This window comes from Neobacillus cucumis (assembly GCF_002860255.1).
GTDB classification, from domain to species: domain Bacteria; phylum Bacillota; class Bacilli; order Bacillales; family Cytobacillaceae; genus Neobacillus; species Neobacillus cucumis_A.
Genome location: NZ_PGVE01000085.1, coordinates 1 through 2002 on the forward strand (window position 1 = coordinate 1; position 2002 = coordinate 2002).

The following is a 2002-nucleotide window of genomic DNA, read 5'->3' on the forward strand; positions in this document are numbered from 1 at the left end:
GTTGCCAGGCTTTGCCCCTTTAGGGCTAATAATTTGCTAAATTTAGATTTTGGCCCCTTGGTCAAGCGGTTAAGACACCGCCCTTTCACGGCGGTAACACGGGTTCGAATCCCGTAGGGGTCACCATAGTTTTTTCTTGATAACGAAAATAATTTTCATTAATTGGAGGATTAGCTCAGCTGGGAGAGCATCTGCCTTACAAGCAGAGGGTCGGCGGTTCGATCCCGTCATCCTCCACCATGATTTTTTTACGAAAGTGAAAATAATCATCAATAAATGCCGGTTTAGCTCAATTGGTAGAGCAACTGACTTGTAATCAGTAGGTTGGGGGTTCAAGTCCTCTAGCCGGCACCTTTTATTGTACGAGCCATTAGCTCAGTCGGTAGAGCACGATCGAATAAGCTCCATTGAAAGAGCATCAGGGCACACACCGAGTTGCTGCTTGAATAAGCTTTCTGAGGTGTGGGCATCCGGGGCGAAAATCAAAGTTTAGGAAATTACATTCATACGAGCCATTAGCTCAGTCGGTAGAGCATCTGACTTTTAATCAGAGGGTCGAAGGTTCGAGTCCTTCATGGCTCACCATAGTTTTTTGCCATAGCAAAATAACTTTCAATTATGCGGGTGTGGCGGAATTGGCAGACGCACCAGACTTAGGATCTGGCGCCGCAAGGCGTGGGGGTTCGACTCCCTTCACCCGCACCAACTTTTTTGTGATAGCAAAATAACTTACCATATATGCGGAAGTAGTTCAGTGGTAGAACACCACCTTGCCAAGGTGGGGGTCGCGGGTTCGAATCCCGTCTTCCGCTCTCATATGCCGGGGTGGCGGAACTGGCAGACGCACAGGACTTAAAATCCTGCGGTAGGTGACTACCGTACCGGTTCGATTCCGGTCCTCGGCACCATCTTATTTGTAATAGCAAAATACATTCAGCTTAATGCGCCCGTAGCTCAATTGGATAGAGCGTCTGACTACGGATCAGAAGGTTATGGGTTCGACTCCTTTCGGGCGCGCTTATAGAACGGGAAGTAGCTCAGCTTGGTAGAGCACTTGGTTTGGGACCAAGGGGTCGCAGGTTCGAATCCTGTCTTCCCGACCAGGTAACTTTAAACAATATGGGGTCTTAGCTCAGCTGGGAGAGCGCCTGCTTTGCACGCAGGAGGTCAGGGGTTCGATCCCCCTAGACTCCACTTATATTTAACTAAAAAATGGCGGTGTAGCTCAGCTGGCTAGAGCGTACGGTTCATACCCGTAAGGTCGGGGGTTCGATCCCCTCCGCCGCTATAAGTAATTAATACTAATATTACTGTTAGTGTTAATGGACCCTTAGCTCAGCTGGTTAGAGCAGACGGCTCATAACCGTCCGGTCGTAGGTTCGAGTCCTACAGGGTCCATTTATAAACGGAGGAATACCCAAGTCCGGCTGAAGGGATCGGTCTTGAAAACCGACAGGCGGGTTAAACCGCGCGGGGGTTCGAATCCCTCTTCCTCCGCCATATTACTTTATTGGATTATTATCCAAACTTAATACTTTTATTATCGCGGGGTGGAGCAGTCTGGTAGCTCGTCGGGCTCATAACCCGAAGGTCGTAGGTTCAAATCCTGCCCCCGCAATTCGGTCTGGTAGTTCAGTTGGTTAGAATGCCTGCCTGTCACGCAGGAGGTCGCGGGTTCGAGTCCCGTCCAGACCGCCATATGTTGGCTCAGTAGCTCAGTCGGTAGAGCACGATGAATATGCTTCAATGAATCAACTTCAGCGTATCCATCGAACTGCTGCTTGAATAAGCTTTCCGAGATGGAGACGAAGGACTTACCTGGAATTAGTTGTAGGAAATTATTTTTATATGGCTCAGTAGCTCAGTCGGTAGAGCAAAGGACTGAAAATCCTTGTGTCGGCGGTTCGATTCCGTCCTGAGCCACCATTAAATTTATATTATTAAATGATAAGGTGGCAAGGAAAGTTTGCATAACCTTTATAATGCGGGTGTAGTTTACTGG

Annotated in this window: 16 tRNA genes; all 16 read left to right on the forward strand. The window is 48.5% G+C overall.

Annotated elements, in window-relative coordinates:
- Positions 1–51 precede the first annotated feature (51 nt).
- The 16 genes from CVD27_RS22425 (at position 52) to CVD27_RS22500 (ending at position 1926) form a co-directional block, all read left to right on the forward strand.
- Positions 52–126 (forward strand) — tRNA-Glu (locus CVD27_RS22425).
- A gap of 38 nt (positions 127–164) precedes the next feature.
- Positions 165–240, forward strand: a tRNA-Val gene (locus tag CVD27_RS22430).
- Positions 241–278: 38 nt separating this feature from the next.
- A tRNA-Thr gene (locus CVD27_RS22435) sits at positions 279–351 on the forward strand.
- A 158-nt stretch (positions 352–509) separates the two neighbouring features.
- Positions 510–585, forward strand: a tRNA-Lys gene (locus CVD27_RS22440).
- Positions 586–620: 35 nt separating this feature from the next.
- A tRNA-Leu gene (locus CVD27_RS22445) sits at positions 621–705 on the forward strand.
- A gap of 35 nt (positions 706–740) precedes the next feature.
- Positions 741–812: transfer RNA gene (locus tag CVD27_RS22450), tRNA-Gly, on the forward strand.
- 7 nt (positions 813–819) lie between these two features.
- Positions 820–908, forward strand: a tRNA-Leu gene (locus tag CVD27_RS22455).
- Positions 909–943: 35 nt separating this feature from the next.
- Positions 944–1017 (forward strand) — tRNA-Arg (locus tag CVD27_RS22460).
- Between the two features lie 9 nt (positions 1018–1026).
- Positions 1027–1103, forward strand: a tRNA-Pro gene (locus CVD27_RS22465).
- Between the two features lie 18 nt (positions 1104–1121).
- Positions 1122–1194, forward strand: a tRNA-Ala gene (locus tag CVD27_RS22470).
- A gap of 20 nt (positions 1195–1214) precedes the next feature.
- Positions 1215–1288: transfer RNA gene (locus CVD27_RS22475), tRNA-Met, on the forward strand.
- A 36-nt stretch (positions 1289–1324) separates the two neighbouring features.
- A tRNA-Ile gene (locus tag CVD27_RS22480) sits at positions 1325–1398 on the forward strand.
- Between the two features lie 9 nt (positions 1399–1407).
- A tRNA-Ser gene (locus CVD27_RS22485) sits at positions 1408–1500 on the forward strand.
- A 44-nt stretch (positions 1501–1544) separates the two neighbouring features.
- A tRNA-Met gene (locus CVD27_RS22490) sits at positions 1545–1618 on the forward strand.
- A 3-nt stretch (positions 1619–1621) separates the two neighbouring features.
- A tRNA-Asp gene (locus CVD27_RS22495) sits at positions 1622–1698 on the forward strand.
- Between the two features lie 152 nt (positions 1699–1850).
- A tRNA-Phe gene (locus CVD27_RS22500) sits at positions 1851–1926 on the forward strand.
- The last annotated feature ends 76 nt before the right edge of the window (positions 1927–2002 follow it).